Annotated in this window: 19 protein-coding genes and 1 pseudogene; 15 read left to right on the plus strand and 5 right to left on the minus strand. The window is 58.6% G+C overall.

The genetic code is table 11. The annotated features are described in order from the left end of the window. Positions 1–18 precede the first annotated feature (18 nt). The 3 genes from J2X66_RS17115 to rfbC form a co-directional block, all read right to left on the minus strand. Complete coding sequence (locus tag J2X66_RS17115) at positions 19–1,410, minus strand: sigma-54 dependent transcriptional regulator (RefSeq protein WP_310266404.1); 1,392 nt, start codon at positions 1,408–1,410, stop codon at positions 19–21. Beyond that, entirely contained in the window at positions 1,407–3,215 is a 1,809-nt protein-coding gene (locus J2X66_RS17120) for an ATP-binding protein (protein WP_310266407.1), read from the minus strand. The genes J2X66_RS17115 and J2X66_RS17120 overlap by 4 nt, the downstream gene beginning before the upstream one ends. Before the next feature lie 103 nt (positions 3,216–3,318). Further along, the gene (gene rfbC / locus J2X66_RS17125; protein WP_310266412.1) at positions 3,319–3,864 is read right to left on the minus strand and encodes a dTDP-4-dehydrorhamnose 3,5-epimerase; all 546 of its coding nucleotides are present in this window, start codon (positions 3,862–3,864) and stop codon (positions 3,319–3,321) included. Between the two features lie 196 nt (positions 3,865–4,060). Here rfbC and J2X66_RS17130 point away from each other — a divergent pair, with 196 nt between their 5' ends. From J2X66_RS17130 to J2X66_RS17175, 10 genes are all read left to right on the plus strand, one after another. Beyond that, positions 4,061–6,973, plus strand: a complete 2,913-nt coding sequence (locus tag J2X66_RS17130; protein ID WP_310266415.1) for an aminotransferase — start codon at positions 4,061–4,063, stop codon at positions 6,971–6,973. A 211-nt stretch (positions 6,974–7,184) separates the two neighbouring features. After that, positions 7,185–8,063, plus strand: coding sequence for an N-carbamoylputrescine amidase (gene aguB / locus J2X66_RS17135; protein ID WP_310266418.1), 879 nt, complete (start codon positions 7,185–7,187; stop codon positions 8,061–8,063). Positions 8,064–8,068: 5 nt separating this feature from the next. Continuing rightward, entirely contained in the window at positions 8,069–9,175 is a 1,107-nt protein-coding gene (aguA, locus tag J2X66_RS17140) for an agmatine deiminase (RefSeq protein ID WP_310266419.1), read from the plus strand. Between the two features lie 245 nt (positions 9,176–9,420). Beyond that, the gene (locus J2X66_RS17145) at positions 9,421–9,633 is read left to right on the plus strand and encodes a hypothetical protein (RefSeq protein ID WP_027922207.1); all 213 of its coding nucleotides are present in this window, start codon (positions 9,421–9,423) and stop codon (positions 9,631–9,633) included. Positions 9,634–9,833: 200 nt separating this feature from the next. After that, on the plus strand, positions 9,834–10,448 hold the full coding sequence (locus J2X66_RS17150) for a DsbA family protein (RefSeq protein WP_310266423.1): 615 nt from the start codon (positions 9,834–9,836) through the stop codon (positions 10,446–10,448). Between the two features lie 230 nt (positions 10,449–10,678). Continuing rightward, entirely contained in the window at positions 10,679–11,965 is a 1,287-nt protein-coding gene (locus J2X66_RS17155; RefSeq protein WP_310266425.1) for an OprD family porin, read from the plus strand. A gap of 230 nt (positions 11,966–12,195) precedes the next feature. Further along, positions 12,196–12,945: a 2OG-Fe dioxygenase family protein gene (locus J2X66_RS17160; protein ID WP_310266427.1), complete on the plus strand. Its 750-nt coding sequence runs from the start codon at positions 12,196–12,198 to the stop codon at positions 12,943–12,945. Positions 12,946–12,991: 46 nt separating this feature from the next. Further along, the gene (locus J2X66_RS17165; protein ID WP_172825958.1) at positions 12,992–13,405 is read left to right on the plus strand and encodes a GNAT family N-acetyltransferase; all 414 of its coding nucleotides are present in this window, start codon (positions 12,992–12,994) and stop codon (positions 13,403–13,405) included. Further along, a complete protein-coding gene (locus J2X66_RS17170) occupies positions 13,402–14,121 on the plus strand; it encodes an AzlC family ABC transporter permease (RefSeq protein WP_310266429.1) in 720 nt (239 codons plus the stop codon). The genes J2X66_RS17165 and J2X66_RS17170 overlap by 4 nt, the downstream gene beginning before the upstream one ends. Further along, positions 14,100–14,417, plus strand: a complete 318-nt coding sequence (locus J2X66_RS17175; RefSeq protein WP_081743912.1) for an AzlD domain-containing protein — start codon at positions 14,100–14,102, stop codon at positions 14,415–14,417. Before J2X66_RS17170 ends, J2X66_RS17175 begins: the two co-directional genes overlap by 22 nt. Here the strand turns inward: J2X66_RS17175 and J2X66_RS17180 are convergent. Further along, positions 14,334–15,260: a LysR family transcriptional regulator gene (locus J2X66_RS17180; RefSeq protein WP_059181813.1), complete on the minus strand. Its 927-nt coding sequence runs from the start codon at positions 15,258–15,260 to the stop codon at positions 14,334–14,336. The genes J2X66_RS17175 and J2X66_RS17180 overlap by 84 nt on opposite strands. 520 nt (positions 15,261–15,780) lie before the next feature. Between J2X66_RS17180 and J2X66_RS17185 the strand changes: the two genes are divergently transcribed. Beyond that, positions 15,781–17,394 carry a Fic family protein gene (locus J2X66_RS17185; RefSeq protein ID WP_310266434.1) on the plus strand — a complete coding sequence of 538 codons (1,614 nt, stop codon included), beginning with the start codon at positions 15,781–15,783 and terminating at the stop codon, positions 17,392–17,394. Positions 17,395–17,444: 50 nt separating this feature from the next. Here J2X66_RS17185 and J2X66_RS17190 read toward each other — a convergent pair whose 3' ends face one another. Beyond that, positions 17,445–17,738: a DUF3077 domain-containing protein gene (locus J2X66_RS17190; protein ID WP_310266436.1), complete on the minus strand. Its 294-nt coding sequence runs from the start codon at positions 17,736–17,738 to the stop codon at positions 17,445–17,447. A gap of 572 nt (positions 17,739–18,310) precedes the next feature. Between J2X66_RS17190 and J2X66_RS17195 the strand changes: the two are divergent. From J2X66_RS17195 to J2X66_RS17210, 4 genes and pseudogenes are all read left to right on the plus strand, one after another. Next, positions 18,311–18,627: pseudogene (locus J2X66_RS17195) on the plus strand (transcriptional regulator). Then, entirely contained in the window at positions 18,617–18,901 is a 285-nt protein-coding gene (locus tag J2X66_RS17200; RefSeq protein WP_170219121.1) for a DNA-binding transcriptional regulator, read from the plus strand. Before J2X66_RS17195 ends, J2X66_RS17200 begins: the two are co-directional and overlap by 11 nt. Before the next feature lie 314 nt (positions 18,902–19,215). Beyond that, positions 19,216–19,437, plus strand: coding sequence for a 4-oxalocrotonate tautomerase family protein (locus J2X66_RS17205; protein WP_027922199.1), 222 nt, complete (start codon positions 19,216–19,218; stop codon positions 19,435–19,437). Beyond that, complete coding sequence (locus J2X66_RS17210) at positions 19,434–20,090, plus strand: DsbA family oxidoreductase (protein ID WP_310266441.1); 657 nt, start codon at positions 19,434–19,436, stop codon at positions 20,088–20,090. Before J2X66_RS17205 ends, J2X66_RS17210 begins: the two co-directional genes overlap by 4 nt. The last annotated feature ends 40 nt before the right edge of the window (positions 20,091–20,130 follow it).

A 20,130-nucleotide genomic window follows, 5' to 3' on the forward strand; every position in this document is an offset into this window, starting at 1 on the left:
TGATGATTTAACGTTCGCTCAATCGAGATCGTCGCTCGTCCCGCTGGCGCCACCTGCGAAGTTCAGCCCGTGTTTGCGCAGCTTGTCGTGCAAGGTTTTGCGCGGGATGCCTAGCGCTTCGGCGAGGCTGCGCACGGAGCTGTGAGAGCGCGCCAGTTCGGCGGCGATCAGGCTCTTTTCGAAGTTTTCCACTTGCTCGCTCAAACCGCCGCTGACCCCTTCGACCGGTGTACTGCTTGCGCCATCCGGCGTGTTGTTGTCCAGCGCCAGTTCCAGGCCCAGAGCAAAGCGTTCGGCGGCGTTTTGCAGTTCCCGTACGTTGCCGGGCCAGGTGTGGCGCAGCAACAGGGCGCGTTGCCCCGGTTGCAATTCATGGAGCGGTAAACCGTGACGAGCGCTGGCTTCGTCGGCGAAATGCTGGAACAACATCAACGCATCCTCGCCACGCTCGCGCAGGGGGGGAATGCGTAGCGGTGCGACGTTCAGGCGGTAATACAAGTCAGCGCGGAAACGTCCTTGATCGGCGGACTGGCGCAGGTCTTCCTTGGTCGCGGCGATGATGCGGATGTCCAGCGGGATCAACTGATTGCCGCCCAAACGCTCGACGACGCGCTCTTGCAGCAAACGCAGCAATTTCACCTGCACGTCCAGGCTCATGCTTTCGATTTCATCGAGAAACAGCGTGCCGCCGTTGGCGAATTCAAACTTGCCGATGCGACGTTTTTGCGCCCCGGTGAACGCCCCCGGCTCATGGCCGAACAACTCGCTTTCCACCACCGACTCGGCCAATGCGCCAGCGTTGATCGCCACGAACGGACCGTTACGACGGCTCGACAAATCGTGCAGCGCACGGGCCACGACTTCTTTACCCGCGCCGGTTTCACCGAGGATCAGCACGTCAGCCTTGGTCGCGGCCAGTGCGCCAATCTGCTCGCGCAGGCGCAGCATCGGCGCCGATTGCCCGACCAGTCGGGTGCTCAGTTCGTTGCGATCACTCAGGGCCAGACGCAGGCTGCGGTTATCAAGCACCAACCGGCGCAAGGCCAGGGCGCGGCGCACGCTGTCGAGCAGGGCGTCGCTGGCGAACGGTTTTTCGAGGAAGTCATAAGCCCCGGCGCGCATGGCTTGCACCGCCAGCGGCACATCGCCGTGGCCGGTGATCAGCAGTACCGGCAGCTCCGGGTCCTGGGCATGCAGTTCGGTCAGCAACTCGAGACCGTCCATGCCCGGCATGCGAATGTCGCTGACTACCACGCCCGGCCAGTCGCGCTCCAGTTGCGCGGCCAGCCCTTTGGCTTCGGCCAGCGGCAGGATTTTCAGGCCGGCCAGGTCCAGCGTCTGACTCAAGGCCTGGCGCAGGTGGGGATCGTCGTCGATCAATACGACCTGAATGCGATTGTCGATGGTCATGCACTTCGGTCCTCGGACGGTTGCAGGCTCACGCCCGGTGCGCCAGCGCGCAGCTTCAGGGTAATCAGGGCGCCACCTTCCTTGTGGTTGGCGAACGACAGTTCACCACCGAAGGCACGCATCAGGGTTTCGCAAATCGCCAGTCCCAGCCCAAGCCCTTGTGTGCGGGTCTTGGTGGTGTAGAAGGGTTCGCTGGCGCGCCCCAGGGCTTCCATGCAAAAGCCCGGGCCGTTATCGCGAATGTACAAAGTGACGCCGTCGGCGGTGGATTGGGCACTCAACCAGAGTTTACGCGGCGGACCCTTTTCGGTCAGCGCATCGAGGGCGTTGGCCAACAGGTTGCCGAGCACCTGACGCAGACGGGTTTCCCCGGCCTCGACCCACAGCGTGGCGGCGGGCAAGTCGCGGATCAATTCGACTTCCATGCTGCGTCGGCGCTTGGCCAGCAACGCCAGCGCGTCATCCAGCGCCGGTTGCAGGGCCACGCTTTCCGGCGCGTGGCGATCACGGCGGGCGAAGGCGCGCAGGTGAGCGATGATCGAGGCCATGCGCCCGGTCAATTCGCTGATCAGTCTGAGGTTGCCACGCGCGTCGTCGGTGCGCTGATGATCGAGCAGTACTTCGGCGTTTTCCGCATAGCTGCGAATCGCCGCCAGCGGTTGATTCAGTTCGTGGCTGATGCTCGCCGACATCGTGCCGAGTGCCGACAATTTGCCCGCCTGGACCAGATCATCCTGGGCGCGAACCAGTTCCTGCTGGGCATGCTCGCGCTCCAGTACTTCCTGTTTCAATCGGCGGTTGAGGCCTTCGAGATCGCTGGTGCGCTCGGCGACCCGGCCTTCGAGTTCGCGCCGGGCCTTGGCTTCGAAGGCGATCCTTTCAAGGTAATGGCGCCGGCGCTGCATCATTAGCCCGAGCAGCAACATCACCACCAACAGCGTTGCGCCACCAATGGCGACCACTGTGCGCACCGGGCGGTCGATGAGGGTGCGCGGGGCGAGGATGCTGACGTTCCAGCCGGTTTCTGCGATCTGCTGGGTCTGTGTCAGCCAAGCATTGGGGTTGAGCTTCAACGGCTTCGGATCGCGGGTCGGATACGGTTGGATCGCGGTAATGGCCTGGTTTTCTTCATCGCTCAACGGGCGAGTCGAGCGAAAGCGCCACTCCGGTCGCGACGTGAGAATGACCACGCCGTTGTGGTCGGTCAGCAGCAGTTGTTCCGGGGTTTTGCCCCACAGGCTTTCGGTGTGGTCCAGATCGACTTTGACCACCAGCACGCCGATGACTTTCTCGCCATCGCGTACCGCCGCGGCGAAGAAGTAGCCGCGTTTGGCCGAGGTCGTGCCCAGGCCGAAAAACCGTCCGAGCCGCCCGGCCATGGCTTCGCTGAAATAAGGCCGGAAGGAAAAGTTTCGCCCGACAAAGCTGTCGTGCTTGTCCCAATTGGACGCCGCCAGTGTCTTGCCACGGGTGTCCATCAGGTACATGACTTCGGCCCCCGTCTGGGTGCTGATGTTTTTCAACAAGCGGTTGGCGTTGCCCTGCGTGACGCTATCGTCTGGCGCACCGAGTACGGCGCGCAACGCTGGCAGATCGCCGAGGATCTGCGGCAAGACTTCATAACGGTGCAACGTGCCCAGCAGGTTGGCGACATACAAGTCGAGAGTCTGACGGTTCTGCCCGGCCAATTCGCTGCGGTAATAGCGCTCGGCCAAATGCTCCAGCGGCCACAGCAGCGGCGCCAGGCAAAGCGCCAGCAGGGCGAGGCTGCGCCAGCGGGGTCTGCGAGGGAGGGTCGGAGTCATGAGCATCGGGCGCCTGTGGGTACAGGCGCATTATGCCTAGGCTTGATGGCGCAGTCTGCGCGCCTTGGCCAAGTCGTGGTTGCGACGAAGATGCAGGCAGGTTTCAGGAAAAGACTTCAGCGTCCTTGAAGAACGCGGCTGTCTGGTCTTTGCCGGACAGTTGCGGTGCTTCATCCAGTTGCCAATCGATCGCCAGGTCCTGGTCGTCCCAGCGAATGCTGCGCTCGGCGGAGGGGGTGTAGTAGTCAGTGGTTTTGTAGAGGAATTCGGCGAATTCACTCAGCACCACGAATCCGTGGGCGAAACCTTCCGGGACCCAAAGTTGGCGATGGTTGTCGGCGGACAGACGCACCGCTACCCATTTGCCGAAATGGGGTGAGCTACGACGAATATCCACCGCCACATCCAGCACTTCACCGGCCGTCACGCGGACCAGTTTGCCCTGGGTATTTTGCAGTTGGTAATGCAGGCCGCGCAGTACACCTTTTTGTGAACGGGAATGGTTGTCCTGGACAAACTGTGTGTCCAGCCCCGTTGCTTCTTCGAAGGCCCTGGCATTGAAGCTCTCATAGAAGAAGCCGCGTTCGTCACCAAAAACCTTGGGTTCGATGATCAGAACACCGGGCAGGTCGGTGGTGACTACATTCATGGTGCTTCTCCAGAAATGGCGTTGATGGGGGACATTCTTGCGCAAAGTGCCGAGTGAGGCGAGTACGACTTGATTTTTCCTGGCCCGTTCACTGGTCATGTCGAGTGTCAGGGCCGGTCAGGCGATCAAAAGGGGGTTGCGTATCGCGTCGGGCAGTGGCGATATAAGCGCCTAATAAAATTTCAGAGGTCGTTGTATGCCGCTCGCCACGTTGATTCACCGCGCCAGTTTGCCCAGCCCGCAAGTGTCTGCGCAGCAAGCGTTAGAACTGCTGGAAGGGCATTACGGACTGAGCGGAGTGTTGCAGGCCCTGGGCAGCCAGCAGGATCTCAACTTTCGTGTCGACAGCGACCGGGGGCGTTTCGTCCTGAAAATCTGCCGTGGTGAGTATTCGGCGCTGGAACTGCAAGCCCAGCACGCGGGGCTCAAGCATTTACGGGAGCAGTCCGGCGTGAAGGTGCCGCGAGTGATCCCGGCCAAAAATGGTGCTGATCTGCTCACGCTGGATGTCGCGGGTCAATCGGTGCACGTGCGCCTGCTCGACTACATCGAAGGTCAGTCGCTCACCCATCTGGATCACCTGCCGGGTGCCGTGGTGGCGGGTTTCGGTCAACTGTGCGGCGAAATGGACCTGGCCTTGGCGGCGTTCGACCATCCGGGCCTTGAGCGCACGTTGCAGTGGGACGCCCGTCACGCCAACGCATTGATTGGTCATCTGCTGCCGGTGATCAAGGATGACGCGCAACGCCGGTTGATCGCCGAGGCCGCCGAACGCGCCGAGCGTCATCTGCAACCGCTGGTGGACAAGTTGCCGGTGCAGGCCATTCACATGGACATCACGGACGACAACGTGGTCTGGCAGCGCGATGTGCATCGCCAGTGGCAATTGCAGGGCGTGATCGATTTCGGCGACCTGGTCCGCACCTGGCGCATCACCGATCTTTCGGTGACGTGCGCCGCGCTGCTGCACCACGCCAACGGCGACCCGTTCTACATTTTGCCGGCCATCGAGGCCTATCACGCGGTCAATCCTTTGCAGCGTGAAGAGTTGCTGGCGCTCTGGCCGCTGATCGTCGCGCGTGCGGCGGTGCTGGTGCTCAGTGGCGAGCAGCAAGTGAGCATTGATCCGGGCAACCAGTACAGCCGTGACAACCTGACCCATGAGTGGGAAATTTTCCGCGTGGCCACCTCGGTGCCGCTGGAACTGATGGAAGCGGCGATCCTGGCGTGTGTTGGCCAGAGTCTGCCGAGCATCGGCAGCGAAGGGTTTGCACCGTTGTTGCCAAGCCTGGTGGGGCGCGAGTTTGCGCTGATCGATCTGGGTGTCCTCAGCCCGCATTTCGAGGCGGGCAACTGGGAGCAAGAAGGCATCGATCAGCGACTGCTGACGGAAGCTGCTGCGACCCACGGCCTGGCGGCCAGTCGCTATGGACAATACCGGTTGTCGCGAACCCGGCCAGACACTGCGGACGAGCCGGACACCTGCCCGTTGCACGTCGAATTGCGAGTGCCCCACGGCACGGCAGTCGAATCGCCGTTTGCCGGTGTGGTTCATCAGCCCTCGGCGGGTGTACTGCAACTCGACGGTCCGCAACTGAGCGTACGACTGTGGGGCGTGACCCCGTCGCTGCACGTCGGCGCGGCGCTGGTCAAAGGCCAGGTGCTGGGCGCGGTCAGCGGGCCGTTGATCGTGCAGTTGTGCCGAGGCACGGCGTTCGATGCGCCGCTGTTTTGCACGCCATCGCGTGCCCTGGCCTGGCAAGCCTTGTGCCCGTCGCCAGCGGCATTGCTGGGGCTGGCCTGTGACGCTGAAGAAGAACTGGATTCGCAGACACTGCTGGCACGCCGCAGCGCCAGTTTCGCCCGGACCCAAAAGCACTATTACGTCGACCCGCCGCGCATTGAGCGCGGCTGGCGCAACCACCTCATCGACATGCAGGGCCGCTCCTACCTCGACATGCTCAACAATGTCGCGGTGCTCGGCCATGGTCATCCGCGCATGGCGGCGGTCGCCGGTCGTCAGTGGTCGCTGCTCAACACCAACTCGCGTTTCAACTATGCAGCGGTTGCCGAGTTTTCCGAACGCTTGTTGAAACTGGCGCCGGACTCCATGGACCGGGTATTCCTGGTCAACAGCGGCAGCGAGGCCAATGACCTGGCGATTCGCCTGGCGTGGGCCTACAGCGGCGGGCGCGACATGCTCAGCGTGCTGGAGGCTTATCACGGCTGGACGGTGGGCGCCGATGCGGTGTCGACCTCGATTGCCGACAATCCCAAGGCCTTGAGCAGCCGCCCAGACTGGGTGCATCCCGTCGTTGCGCCGAACACGTATCGCGGAGAATTCCGTGGCCCGGACAGCGCGCCGGACTACGTGCGCAGCGTCGAACACAACCTGGCAAAAGTCGCTGCGCAGGGACGCAAACTGGCCGGTTTCATTTGTGAACCGGTGTACGGCAATGCCGGCGGAATCTCGCTGCCACCGGGCTATTTGCAGCAGGTCTACGCCATGGTCCGCGCCCAGGGCGGTGTCTGCATCGCCGATGAAGTGCAGGTCGGTTACGGGCGCATGGGCCATTTCTTCTGGGGTTTTGAAGAGCAGGGGGTGGTCCCGGACATCATCACCATGGCCAAAGGCATGGGTAACGGTCAGCCGTTGGGCGCAGTGATCACCCGCCGGGAAATTGCCGAAGCGCTGGAGGCCGAAGGTTATTTCTTCTCGTCGGCGGGCGGCAGTCCGGTCAGTTGCCAGATCGGCATGGCGGTGCTGGATGTGATGGAAGAAGAAAAGCTCTGGGAAAACGCTCAGGTGGTGGGCGGGTATTTCAAGGCGCGCCTGGAAGCGCTGATCGATATTCATCCGCTGGTGGGCGCGGTACACGGTTCCGGGTTTTATCTGGGCGTCGAGCTGATCCGCAATCGCGACACGCTGGAACCGGCGACCGAAGAAACCACGGCGCTGTGTGATCGCCTGCGTGAGTTGGGGATTTTCATGCAGCCGACCGGTGATTTCCTTAACGTCCTGAAGATCAAACCGCCGATGGTGACGTCGCGCCAGAGCGTGGATTTCTTCGTCGACATGCTCTCGAAGGTGCTCGCGGAAGGCCTGTAAACCCATAACCCTGCAGGCGTGTTAATTCGATAGATATCGGCTTTTTAGCAAAAAAATATGACAGAAGGTTTGTAGGTGGCTTCTAAAGCCGATATTTATCGGCTATAAAGTCACCGCTGCCTCGCTGTGGACGATCCATGCCCAGCGCTTTCCATTTCTGTCACGGGTCGATGCCACACTCGACCCCAAGCCTTTGCTCAGGAGCCGATTCATGAGCCGTATCGTTACCGTCGCCGCTACCCAGATGGCCTGTTCCTGGGACCTTGAAGCCAACATCGAAACCGCCGAGAAGCTGGTTCGTGAGGCGGCAGCCAAAGGCGCGCAGATCATCCTGATCCAGGAACTGTTCGAAGCCCCGTACTTCTGCCAGAAGCCGAACGCGGATTATCTGCAACTGGCCACAGCTGTTGAAGACAACGTCGCGATCAAGCACTTCCAGAAAATCGCCAAAGAGCTGCAAGTGGTGCTGCCGATCAGCTTCTACGAATTGGCCGGTCGCGCGCGTTTCAACAGCATCGCGATCATCGATGCCGACGGCTCCAACCTCGGGATTTATCGTAAAAGCCACATCCCGGACGGTCCCGGTTACCACGAGAAGTACTACTTCAACCCGGGCGATACCGGTTTCAAGGTGTGGAACACCCGTTACGCGAAAATCGGCGTGGGCATCTGCTGGGACCAGTGGTTCCCGGAGTGCGCCCGCAGCATGGCGTTGCAAGGCGCGGAAATCCTGTTCTACCCGACCGCCATCGGCAGCGAACCGCACGACAAGACCATCTCGTCCCGTGATCACTGGCAGCGCGTGCAACAGGGCCATGCCGGCGCCAACCTGATGCCGCTGATCGCCAGCAACCGCATCGGCAACGAAGAGCAGGACGGCTACGACATTACCTTCTACGGCTCTTCCTTCATCGCCAACCAGTTCGGCGAAAAAGTTCAGGAGCTCAACAAAACCGAAGAAGGTATTCTGGTGCACACTTTCGACCTCGACGAGCTGGAGCACATTCGCAGCGCGTGGGGTTCGTTCCGTGATCGTCGCCCGAACCTGTACGGCGCACTGAAAACTCTCGACGGTTCCCTGGAGTCCTGATTCTCATGACCACTTTGCACACCACGCCTCGCGCCGACGGCTTTTACATGCCGGCCGAATGGGCGCCACACACCCAGACCTGGATGATTTGGCCCGAGCGCCCGGACAACTGGCGCCTGGGTGGCAAACCGGCGCAAGCCGCACACGTGGCGGTGGCCAAAGCCATCGCGCGTTTCGAACCGGTGACCGTCGCGGTTTCCGCAGGCCAGTACGAAAACGCCCGCGCCCGCCTCGATGTGCCGAATATTCGTGTGGTGGAAATGTCCAGCGATGACGCGTGGGTGCGCGACACTGGTCCGACATTCGTCATCAATAACCGTGGCGAAGTCCGTGGTGTGAACTGGGACTTCAACGCGTGGGGCGGTTTCGACGGTGGCCTGTATTCGCCATGGAACCGTGACTCGCAGGTCGGCGGCAAGATCCTAGAGATCGAGCGCAGCCAGCGTTACCGCACCGAGGGCTTCGTGCTCGAAGGTGGTTCGATTCACGTCGATGGCGAAGGCACTCTGATCACCACCGAAGAATGCCTGCTCAACCGCAATCGCAATCCGCACCTTGATCGTGCAGAAATCGAAGCGGTGCTCAGTGCGAATCTGGCTGTGGATAAAATCATCTGGCTGCCGGACGGTTTGTTCAACGACGAAACCGACGGCCATGTGGATAACTTCTGCTGCTACGTGCGCCCGGGTGAAGTATTGCTGGCCTGGACCGATGACCCGCAAGACCCGAACTACCCGCGTTGCCAGGCGGCCATGAAGGTCCTGCAAAGCAGCACCGACGCCAAGGGTTGCCCCTTTACGGTGCACAAGATGCCGATTCCGGGGCCGCTGTATGCGACCGAAGAAGAGTGCGCGGGTGTCGACCCCGTGGACGGTACTCAGGAGCGGAATCCGAGCGTTCGTCTGGCCGGTTCCTACGTGAACTTCCTGATCGTCAACGGCGGCATCATCGCGCCAAGTTTCGATGACCCGCTGGACGAGCCGGCAAAGGAAATTTTGCAGACCCTGTTCCCGCAACACGAAGTGGTGATGGTGCCAGGCCGGGAACTGTTACTGGGAGGCGGTAACATTCACTGCCTTACCCAACAGCAACCCGCGCCGCACAAGGAATGAGTGGGGTTGTAACAGCCTGAGTCGATTGCAGAATCAGCTGAGCAGCGGTTAACCCTCTCCACGCCCTGAAAAGCCCGCAGCCCTTATGGACTGCGGGCTTTTTTGTATCCGCTTGTCGACAGCACAGACACATTGGCACAGCTCTTGTATCTGTCACCGCGTGATACAGGGAGGGGGAGAACTGCGATGTTCTGTCATAAACCTTGGATAAGTTAGCCGCTCACGAACCAGGAGAGAGCGCTGAAATGAACGCCGAAGTGAACGTAGTGAGCGAGCGGGCGTTGCATCCCCTGGCAATTAATAGCGAATCGCTCCAGGTCCTTGCGCAGTGGTTCAAGTCCAATGGAACGCGTCAGATCAGTGAACCTGATCCGCGCCGGATGATGATCGAGCGCTACCCCGCTGGTTTGTTCAGCGAAGCGGAACTGGAAGCGTTGTGGGATGTGATGGAAGGATAAGAAGAATAAACAAAGGATTGATAAAGCGCTGCCAGGATGGCGGCGCTTTTTTATGGGCGATTGTTTTTCAGGCCCCCTACAGATCAGAGATCTGACCGATCCACGAAACAGACTGAAAGCCATTCCAGCGTATTTCCGCAATCACTTGAGGATTAGTCTGCCGGCATTGAATTTTCCTACTTTAATGCCGGAGCCTTCCGATGATCCTTCATTACATTTACGACCCATTGTGCGGCTGGTGCTACGGCGCCAAACCGTTGGTGCAGGCAGCCCAAAGCGTGTTGCCGGTGATCGCCCACGGCGGCGGCATGATGACCGGCGCCAACCGTAAAGTTGTTTCACTACAGTTGCGCAATTACGTAATGCCCCACGACCGACGCATCGCCGAGTACAGCGGTCAGCCCTTTGGTGAGGCGTATTTTGAAGGTCTGCTGCGTGATGAAACGGCGGTGTTCGATTCCGCTCCGCCAATTGCGGCAGTGCTGGCAGCCGAGCAAATTGCCGGGCGCGGGATTGAGTTGTTGGGGCGTTTGCAAACGGCGCATTACGTTGAAGGTCGGCGCCTTGCCGATGAATCGGTGCTGCTTGAATTGGCAACAGCGATCGGCCTGGAACCCCTGGCCTTCGAAGCGGCCTTTCAAAGCGCCAATACCGAACAGCACATCAACGACAGTCGCGCCCTGTTGGCCAAGGTCGGCGGGCAAGGTTTTCCGACGCTGGCGCTTGAGCGAAATGGCCAGTTCACGCTGGTCGATGTCAGCCCGTGGCTCGGTAAGCCCGAGGCTTTTGCGACCTGGCTGGCTCAGCTCGCTTAGACGTTTTTCATCTATCTATAGTCAATTCATCAAATTGACACAGCAATATGGGCGCGACTAGGATCCCGCCCCAACGCCTGTGGCTAACCGCCACGACCCACAAAATAATAAAAGGTCCGCCACGATTTTCTCGTGCGCGGACCTTTTTGTTTTGGGGTGAAAAAAGAGTGCGATAGCGCCGTTTCAGCCGTTCGACACAGCGCGTTTCAACCCGAAATAAGGAAAACAAAATGTTGAACAAGCGAATCAGCCTGATCGCTCTGGGGATGTTGAGTGCTACACAGGCCATGGCTAACGACCAGGCCGAGTCCAAGGGTTTTGTTGAGGACAGCAGCCTCAAAGTGCTGCTGCGCAACGCCTACATCAATCGTGATTACAAAGACGGCAACCCGGATAAATCCGAGTGGGGCCAAGCGGCCATCGGCACGTTCTCGTCCGGCTTCACCCAAGGCACCGTCGGTGTTGGAGTCGACGCTTTCGGTCTGTACGCCCTCAATCTGGAGCGCAGCGAAGACCGTAGCGGCGCGCAAGGCATCGACTTCTTCAAAAAGGGCGACAGTGGCCAGCCGGCTGACGACCTGTCCAAGGGTGGCGCCGCGATCAAGTTCCGCCTGTCCAGCACCACGCTGACCTACGGCGACCAGATGCCGGCCCTGCCGGTGTTGAATTACGACAACTCGCGCCTGCTGCCAGAAAGCTACACCGGCACCTTGATCACGTCCAAAGAGATCAAAGGCCTGCAGCTGGACGCCGGTCGATTCACCGCCGAATCGCGTAAAAGCGCTGAAGGTCGTGACAGCGGTGGCCTGAAGTCGATCAACGTCTTGGGCGGTAGCTACCAGTTCACCGAACAATTCAAAGGCGCGCTGTACGCTTCCGACGTCGAAGACGTGTTGAAGAAGCAATACGTGAATGCCAACTACATTTTCCCGATCGACAAGGATCAGTCCCTGACCCTGGACTTCAACGGCTACCGCACCAAGCTGGACGATGCCTACGTTCGCGAAAACGCTATCACCGGCGACGACAACAAGATCTGGAGCCTGGCAGCGACCTTCGCCACTGGCCCGCACTCGTTCACTCTCGCGCACCAGCGCAGCACGGGCGACAGCAACCTCGGCTACGCCTACGGCGGTTATCAGAAAGACCAAGGGCGGGTGGGCGACGGTGGCAACACCATCTACCTGGCGAACTCCTACTGGTCCGACTTCAACGCCGAAGACGAGCGCAGCTGGCAGTTGGGCTACGGCCTGGACTTCAGCGCGTTCGGCGTTCCGGGTCTGACGTACAACGTTGCGTATGTGCGCGGTGACAACATCACCACGTCCACCAGCGAAGGCGGCACCGAGCGCGAAATCTTCAACCAGTTCAAATACGTCGTGCAAAGCGGCCCGGCCAAAGATCTGAGCGTGAAGCTGCGCAGTTCGGTGCTGCGTGTGTCGCAGAAGTCCAGCGAGTACAACGTCAGCGGTAACGAACTGCGTGTGTTCGTGGATTACCCGATCAACGTCTTCTGATGATCGATCAAGCGTAAAAAAATCGTAAATCCCTCGACTGGCTCGGGGGATTTTTTTGCCTGGTGACGGTTAAAAAGCGCTAAAAACCGCTGTTTTCAGTCGCAAAACGTCAAATTGAAGCAACTTCAAACTCCGTTTCAAGCAACGCTTGATATGCCTGAAATTCTTTCTCATGGACGCAAATCCTGTGCTCTCTAGATTAGGTTGCTAAATGCACGGAGATTTTGAAAATGCTCGTTTTGAACAAAGAAGTGGGCGAATCGCTACGGCGCGACAAATACGTCAACGTCAAAAGTAGTGACTTCAATCTGTTCGGTCACTTCTCCGACTTCATCAGATTGACCAGAAGTTGGGAAAACATGGAGCCCGACAGTTACTACGGTCAGGCCGAGGCGGGCAATCGGTACCGACGCTACAGCGATTTCGAATACAACCCGGTGACCCGCGAACTGACGCAGCTGGAGCACCGCGCCTACGTCCAGTCCAAGGCCAACAACGCCTACGTGGGCGGAATGGTCCGGCACTTCCAGGATTTCTCCGATGAAATTATTCATTCGCCGGTGATGCGCAGCCTGATCGACACGGATTTCGAAGTGTACAAAAACGTTCTGCCGCCGGAACTGCACGACGAAATCTGGCAATGCCAGATTCACCAGATCCGGATCGAGATCAAACCAGGCAAGCAACTGGAGATCACCCCGGAAGGCATTCACTGCGACGGTTACCCGTTCAGCGGCGTGCATTTCTGGGGACGCAATAACGTGGAGGGCGCGGAAAGCCGCTTGTACAGTGCCCATGAACAAGAGCATCTGGCGTCGACGATTTACACGGACATTCTCGACACCACTTACTTCCTGGATCGGGACATGCGCCACTACGTCACGCCGGCGCGCAACACCCATTCCCACGCCATGGCCTATCGGCAAATTCTGGCGATTTCCTTCTCGCGGCCCGGGACCGCTTTCGACATTGTTCGCTGAACAGTACAACGCCGCGATCAGCCTCGCCGAGTGCCCTGCACCGGTGATGTTGAGGCGTACGACAGCCAAGGATGCCCAGCGCCTGGAGCGCTTCTTCCGGCAATTCGAAGAGGTGTCTTTCTGCGAATGGCAGGACGCCAAGTGCCTGCGTGGTGTATTGGTGCAGAAGACCACCACCGCGTTCATCGCGCTGGACACCCGCGGCGAAATCGTCGGCGCGGTGCTCGGCGGCATGCTGGGCAGTCGTGGCACGATCAACCATTTGGCGGTGAGCCCGTTGTATCGCAGCCAAGGCGTGGGTCAACGGCTGGTTGAAGCGGCTTCGGCGGACATGAAACGCGTGGGCGTGCTGCGCATGTTCCTGTTTGTCGACGATGCCAACCTCGCCGGGAAACGTTTTTGGAGTGCCCAGGGTTTTTGCGAACCGCGTGGCGAAAGAACATTTGAGAGGGATCTATGAATGAGACGTCCAGCAGCCGGCCGCTGATGGTCGGGCCACAACAACGTTCGCGCACCTTTGCAGAAGCCAGCCCGGTGGTGGCAGGTTATTTCACGGTGTCGTTCGTGTTCGGCCTGATGGCGGTCAATGCCGGGATGCCCGTGTGGTTGCCAGTCGCGATGTGCCTGTTTGTCTACGCCGGTGCTTCGCAGTTCGCCGCGCTGGCACTGATTACCAGTGGCGCGTCGCTGACCACCATTGTCCTCACCACATTTTTGATCAACGCGCGGCACATGCTGATGTCGGTCTACATGGCCAAGGCGTTACAGGCCATGGGGCTCAGTCGTCTTGAACGCTGGTGTTATGCGGGTGGTTTGACCGATGAGTCGTTCGCCTTCCACAGCGTCAAACTGGGCAAGGGCGCGCCGGTCAATGTGCGCTACCTGATCGGCTTTAATCTGTATTGCCACACCTCGTGGGTGCTCGGCGGTTTGCTCGGGGCGGTTTGCGCGCAGTACGCGGCGCACTTGATCAAGTATCAGCTCGATTACGCGCTGACCGCGATGATGCTCTACGTGCTGGTGTCGCTGTGCAATACGCGTAACAAACTCATCGGCGCACTGGCCGCTGTCGCCTGCATGGGCGCACTGAGCCTGGTCGGCAGCTCGCCATTCAACGTATTCATCGCCACCTTTGTGGGCTGCGGGGTGGGTGTATGCCTGACCAAACGTTCCTGATTCTGGTCGTCGTCCTGATGATGGCCGTGACCTTCCTGCCACGTGCGTTGCCGCTGCAAGTGAACACCGACCATTGGCCGCCCTTCGTCGCCCGTGCGCTGGAATACTTGCCGGTGGCGATCGTCGCTGCCATCAGCGTCACGCCGTTGTTGATCAAGGATCAGCACGTGCAGCTCGATCGCCCGGAATTTTATGCCGCGATTCCGACGTTGTTATGTGCGTACTTCAGCAAAAACCTCTTTCTCTCCGTTGCGGTGGGAACGGCTGCGTACATTGCGCTCGGTTCGTTCATGTAGCGGCAAGTCGACCACATCGTGCAATGCCTGGCCCGACAACTCAGGGTTATTGACCGCCAACCGCACTTCGAGGGCATCCTCGAAGCCAGGAAAAATGGTCAAGCCGTTACGTTGGGCCGCATCGCGAGACACCATGCCGAGGCCATCCATTTGCGTGATCAGCGACAACGTCAGCGTTTCACTGCAGGAGTAGACCATCCGCTTGTTCGACTCGTAATTGCCCAGACCGGCGTCGAGAAAGCGCAAGAAGCTGTGGGAATACGGACAATCGTCAGCCGGACGCACCTGAAACTTGTTGCCAAGCATCACCAGCGGATCATGTTCCTGGCCGCAATGGGCACCGACCACCTGCACCTGAACCTCGGGCAGGATAATGCTTGGTAATCCCGGCTGCTGCGGGCCGATCAACACCGCGAGGTCGAAGTCTTCGTTCTTCAGCTTGCTGAGGTTTTCCATCGACTCGGCGTAGCTGAATTCCAGCTGATAGTCGGGAAACACCTCAATCAGGCGTCCGATCATTCGCCGATTGAAGTCAGACGAAAGCGTCGTGTTCAGCGCCACCCTGAGCGTGCGCTGCCCAGGCTCTTTCAACGCCGCGACTTTTTCTTCGAGTTGCCGCGTGGCCACTAACACCTTGTCCATGAAAGGCGTGAGTTCCGTGCCCTGCGTGGTCAGGGTCAACCCCTTGTTGGAGCGACGAAACAACCGAAAACCAAACTGCTCTTCGACCTTGTTCAACTGTGCAGCCAATGCCTGCACCGTTAAACAGGAATGCTCTGCCGCCGCCGACAATGAGCCGGTCTGCACAATGCGCATCAGGTTGCGTAGGGTTCTGCTATCCATTGGGTAATGCCCTCTAAAGTGGGCTGGCTATTGTTGAGTACCTGGCCGTCGGTTGGGCGATACGTGCTGGCTATAATCCTGCACCTGAACCCGCTTGTCCCGAGTTTAGTAGCGAATTGATGCTGGCGTCCGATGGTTGGAGGGTTGCGCAGGATCGCGGGTTTCTGGGGGAGGGTGGGTGATCGGGGTCAAAGAATGCTCGGACCGGGAGGTTTGTGCATTTTTTTGGGGTGGGAACGGGGTTGTCAGTGCGGGTTTCGTGCTGCTGGGACTTCGAAAGGCGGTCGGCCTCGAAACGTTTTTATGCAAAAGTACGGATTTATGATCGTTTTTGAGCGCCGAAACTCGTTTTTATGCGTTTAGGGTCAGGGCCGGATCAATCTGACGCGTCTGAAATGTTCGTTTTTATGCAAACCCATCAAAAAATAATCGTTTTTATGCAGCAAAACCTGATTTTGATCGTTACTCTCCATTTGTAGGCATTTTTGATTTCAGCCGAGCTGTTCAAAGGAGTGTGACCGTGAGCGAGTTTCCCGTAGACCCCATCGGTGCTGCCTGGCTAGCGACGACATTCGGCGTGCTGCCGATTGCGCGGCTACCCGTGTTGAGTCAGGTGGGTAGCCGGCGGTTAACTCAAGTCGAAGACGGGTTTCGTCTTGAGACGTATACGGAGAATATGCGCCCCGATCCGGACCTCTCATCCCATCTGCAATTTCATCTGCGGCATGAAGTCCCGAACCTTGAATTCTTGAGTCGGCTGTTTACCAAGGTGGGTCCGGCACCGGTGCAAGACTGGTTAAATGTTGAGCCCACTGGCCAATATGCACGCCGGGCAGCGTTCCTGTTTGAGTGGCTCACCGGCGAGCAATTGCAAGCGCCCGAGCCCATAGGCGGTAAGTATGTCGACGCCATCAACGCCGATCTGATGGTGGCGGCGTCACCCGAAGAGGCGGTGAAAGTGCCGCGTTGGCGAGTGACTGACAACTTGCCAGGCACACGCTACTTCTGCCCAGTCGTCGTCAAGACAGGAGCAGTCCAGTCAGCAGCGGACCTCGATGTGCCTCACCTCTTTGGTCAACTGACCGCAGAATTTGGCGAGGCGCTTCTGCTGCGCGCCGCGGCATGGATGACGCTGCGGGAAAGCAAAGCCAGTTTCGCGATTGAAGGGGAGGCGGATCGCTCTACGCGTATCCAGCGATTTGCAGACGTGTTGGCGCGACGAACCGGTCAGGGCGAATTGCCGCTCACCGATGCGGCACTGGCTGAGATGCAGGAAGAGATCCTTGGCGCAGTGACCACCCTGACCCGCCTGGGAATTCGGCAATCGCCGGTGTTTGTTGGAGAGACGGTTCGCTATCTGGAGATCGTCCATTATGTCGCGCCACCGGAAAGTGATCTGGAGCGGATGTTAGAAGGGATTCACGTCTTTCTGAATCGCACTCAAGGGCAATCCCCGGTCATGCGCAGCGCTGTGGCGGCGTTTGCTTTCGTCTATATCCATCCGCTGGCTGATGGCAACGGCCGGGTCCATCGCTTCCTGATCAACGACATTTTGCGTCGTGATGGAGCCATTCCAGATCCGGTGATTCTCCCGATTTCAGCGGTTATCACCGACGACTTGGCCGAGCGGCGCCTGTATGACAGCGTGCTGGATCAGGTTTCAAAACCGCTCATGCAGGGCATACGAGACCAGGTAACGTTCGCCAGTACTCGCACGCAATACCCTGACGGCGTGGTCTCGAACATTGAATTCACGGGGCAGGAACAGGCACGCCCGGTGTGGCGATATCCCAACCTGGGGCCACACGTCGTGTTCATTTCGAACGTCATTCGCCGCACGATCACCGAGCAGATGCGTGAAGAGTCGCGGTATTTACGCAGCCACATCAGGGCCAGACAGGCGATCAAGGAGATCGTTGAAATGCCGGATCCTCAGGCTGATCGACTCTTGCGATCCATGGAGCAGAACGAAGGGAAGCTGAGCAACATCCTGGCAAAGGAAATGCCGGTGCTGACAAGGCCGGACATTTGGGACGCCATTACTGAAGCGGTGGCTCAGTCGATGCGGGGGGAAGAGCCGATCGAGAGTGGCGTGAGTGATCGATATCAGCCTAATCAGCCTGTAGGCAGATGATGGATCTACGCACAAAGCCCCGATTGAATCGGGGCTTTGTGCGGCCTGGATTATGAGGCGACGTTACTGGCGCGGTTGTTACACGGCGCGGCTAGCACCTTCACCACGTCGTCGATGATTGCCTTACTCATGTCCTGCAAATAGTGCGACGCCCATACATGCCGGTCGGTGTCGCGATCCATCGCAGCGTCTGATGCGAGGAGTTTGGCGATGTGGAGCAGGTCGGAAGCGTGGGAAAGGGCCTGGATCACCGGGACGCCGGCGTTGATGCGAAACAGTGCATCGTTGGCGTGGTAGGAGAAAGGGGTAAGGCCGATGGTTTTCAGGTCTTGAGGGTTGGTCATTGGGCACCTCCGGTTTTTGGGCGGTGGTGGGTGATGACAGGCGTAGCAGAGATGGAAGTTTTGAACGGATCAATAGCGTGCATTGCAATACTCCAAAAACAAATTAGAGCTGTCACGTTCGTTCTCAGGCGAATGGGTGGCAGCTATGCGCAGGCTGAGAAACCGGTATGCACGACCCGGCAGACCCGAAGGTCTCCCACGCACAGCCGCCATTGCACGGAAATGCAGGCACAAAAAAACGCCGGCAATCGTGATTTAGGGCGCTGGTGCGCGCGCATATTACCCGGGTTCTCAGGCCCGGTCGCTGAATTGGCAGCGACGGCTTGAAGGTAGCTTGAGAGGGAAGGATGCGCAATCGTGGCTAGGTGGTGGCGTGGGGGAACGTTTTCGTGATTTTTATGGCTGGGTGATTTTCATAACTCCGGCAATCAACTCCAACGGCTCTAGACTTGGGCTGTAGCTAAATTGAATTTTGTTCGATGATGGAGTGGATATGCATAGCACCCAGCGTCAGGTCCGATCAGACAAACGTGCATTGCTCAGCTATACGGCAAAGCCGTATAGTCACGCCCATGTTCACGATTATCGAAACCGAAATTTTCAAGCGTCATGCTGAATCCATCTGGGATGATGGCGAACGTCATGAATTCATCACTTGGCTAGCGGCTAACCCGTTGGCCGGCGATGTGGTTCCTGGCAGCGGCGGTCTACGCAAGTTCGTTGGTCCCGTAGCGGGATGGGCAAACGAGGTGGTACACGTGTCATTTACTACAACACGCTTTCAGAAGGCTCTATCTGGTTGTTGATCGCCTACACCAAGGCGAAATTCGACAATTTACCCGCAGCCTTCCTCAAGCAACTGAAGGAGGAAATCAGCGATGGTCAATGAACTGGAGCAATTCCAGCAGGACTTGCTGGACTCTGTGCGGCAAATGAAAGCCGGCAAAGCGGCTCGCGTGACTGAGGTGCCTCTGTCAGCGGCTGCCGAAGCGCGCGCCAAAGTGGGTGTTTCTCAAAGCGCGTTCGCCAAGCTGATTGGAGTCAGTTTGCGGACGTTGCAGGATTGGGAACAGGGGCGTCGGCAACCGACGGGAGCGGCTCAGACATTGTTGCGTGTTGCGAGCCAGCATCCTGAAGCGTTACGTGATCTGTATGTAGCTTGAGAAAATATAATGATTTTCTGAATTGAGAGTTCTGGCACTCTGAGAGTGCCAGAATTTGCTACCTACCTTTAGCGTTTACGACGAATAAAAATCCGAAACGGCGGGCCGTTAGCTCGCCGAATCACCTTTCCAGTCTTGGTGCGAATCGTTATACGATAAATGACCTCGCAGCCTTCGTCCTGTTGGCTGAATCATTACACCAAGTAACTAATGATGTTCCCGCCCCCACCTTTATCCCCTACAGCTAACTCCCTACATTGAGCTCCAACGCCTACCCATTCATTCCGAAGGGCAGGTCACTTGGAGATTCCCTCATGCCTTTTGTCAGCGTTCGCATTACCCGCGATGGCGTTACCTCAGAGCAGAAAGCTCAGGTGATCGCCGAAATCACAGAAACCCTGGAACGCGTCCTCAAAAAGGATCCGCACCTGACCCACATCGTGATCGAAGAAGTCGACACCGATAACTGGGGCTACGCCGGCATCACCACCACTAAGTACCGCAAGCAACTGGCAGAGGCGGAGGGCAAGTCATGACCGCGTCCGTCTCCATCGACTTCATCTCCGACGTGGTGTGCCCGTGGTGCGCGTTGGGCGCGACGGCACTGGAGCAGGCGATCGAGAACGTGGCTGGTGAAGTTTCGGTGGCGCTGACCTACAAGCCCTTCGAGTTGAACCCGGACATGCCAGCGGTCGGTGAAAAAGCCGTCGAGCATTTGATGCGCAAGTATGGACGCACCGCCGAAGACGTTGCCGCCGGCAAAGCGATGCAGATCGAACGTGGCGCGGCCATCGGTTTCACCTTCGATCTGGAGAAGCGCACGCACTTCTACAACACGTTTGATGCGCACCGATTGCTGTTGTGGGCGTTGCAGGAAGGGCGGCAGATCGAGCTGAAGAAGATCCTGTTGTGCGCTTACTTCACTGACGGCCAGAACCCGAGCAACCGCGAAACCCTGGCTCGTCTGGCCGGGGAAGCGGGACTGGATGTGGCCGCTGCGCAAGAGGTGTTGGCATCCGGAGCGTTTGCGAAAGAAGTGCGCGAACTTGAGGCGTTCTACCGCCAGCACGGGATCAACTCGGTCCCGGCCATGATCCTCAACGGTCGTCACCTGGTGTCCGGTTCGCAGTCGGTCGAGTACTACGAACAAATGCTGAGACAAATGGCCAAGGCTCCCACCGAAGCCTGATTACTTACTTTTTTAAATCATCTTTTAATTAGCAGAGGTT

The sequence above is a fragment of the Pseudomonas sp. 3296 genome, assembly GCF_031456615.1.
In the GTDB taxonomy this organism is placed as follows: domain Bacteria; phylum Pseudomonadota; class Gammaproteobacteria; order Pseudomonadales; family Pseudomonadaceae; genus Aquipseudomonas; species Aquipseudomonas mucoides.